The organism is Paenibacillus sp. 01T422, assembly GCF_056398785.1.
This window is the reverse complement of the sequence record NZ_JBFTQB010001311.1, coordinates 1-1,225: the sequence shown is the minus strand read 5'-3', so window position 1 is coordinate 1,225 and position 1,225 is coordinate 1. Positions and strand designations below refer to the sequence as shown.

2 protein-coding genes are annotated in these 1,225 nt (G+C 46.6%); both read right to left on the bottom strand.

The features are described 5' to 3' along the window. Window positions 1–596, bottom strand: a 596-nt coding sequence (locus AC1DUA_RS38310; protein ID WP_477504670.1) for an ABC transporter ATP-binding protein, incomplete at its 3' end; no start/stop codon positions are given. 15 nt (window positions 597–611) lie between these two features. Beyond that, on the bottom strand, window positions 612–1,225 hold a 614-nt coding region (locus AC1DUA_RS38305; protein ID WP_477504669.1), incomplete at its 5' end, for an ABC transporter permease.

Sequence of the window (1,225 nt, the reverse complement as noted above, 5' to 3'; positions counted from 1 at the left end):
GAGAAGCACTCCTCCTGATCATGGGATACATAGACGGTAGTAATGCCAAGCTCTTGTTGAATACGGCGAATCTCTACGCGCATATTGATGCGCAGATTGGCATCTAGATTACTTAGGGGCTCGTCGAAGAGCAGCAGCTCGGGTTCGATGACTAGCGCCCGCGCAATAGCCACACGCTGTCTCTGACCGCCTGACAGTTCTTTCGGGTAACGCTTCTCGAAGCCGGACAAGCTTACCGTTTCTAGAATGTTCCGAACACGTCGATCAAGCTCCGCTCCGCCTACCTTCCGAAGACGAAGGCCGAAGGCCACATTATCGTAAATGGACAAGTGCGGGAACAGCGCATAACTCTGGAAAACGAAGCCAAAGTTACGCTTGCTAACGGGAATCCGCGTGTAGTCCTTCCCATTTAATCCGAATTTGCCGGACTTAGCTTCCAAAAATCCGGCGATAAGCCGCAAAGTCGTCGTTTTCCCGCATCCGCTTGGACCGAGAAGGGAAATTAAATTTCCTTTTTCTACACTTAAATTGAAGTCCTTCAAAATATATTGCTGGTCGTAGGCAACCGAAATATTTTCCAGAGTAAGCAATGCCATGGATGAAAGCCTCCGTTATCGTTTGGTGAAGTAGGATAAACCCATCAACCGTTCAATGATGAACATAAGTACCGCGGTAAAGATCATGAGTAAAACTGAAATAGCAGCAATCGTGGGGTCAAAATGGTTCTCCACGTATGTCAGCATCTGAATTGGCAGCGTGCTGATTCCGGGACCCGTCATAAAGACTGAGATGTCGACATTATTAAAAGATTCCAGAAATGCAATCAGAATAGCTGCAATAATGCCTGATTTGATGTTCGGCAGGACCACTTTGAAAAAAGTTTTCAACCTGCCAGCTCCAAGACTTAAAGCAGCTTCCTCAACCGCGAAATCGAAATTCGATAAGCTTGATGCAATGACGCGGATGATGAAAGGAAGCATAATCACCGTATGCCCTATGAGCAAAGCTGCATAGATCGGGAGGTGATACGTGACGATCAGATACCTCAGCATCGTAAATCCAAGCACGATACCAGGAATAAGCACAGGGGAAATAAAAACGGCATTCAGTGCCTCTTTCCCTTTAAACGCGAACCGACTTAACGCATAAGCCGCTGGAATTCCAAGCAATAAAGCAAATAAATTACCGATCAGCGATACAATAATAGAGGTGCCCGCGGTTGTCA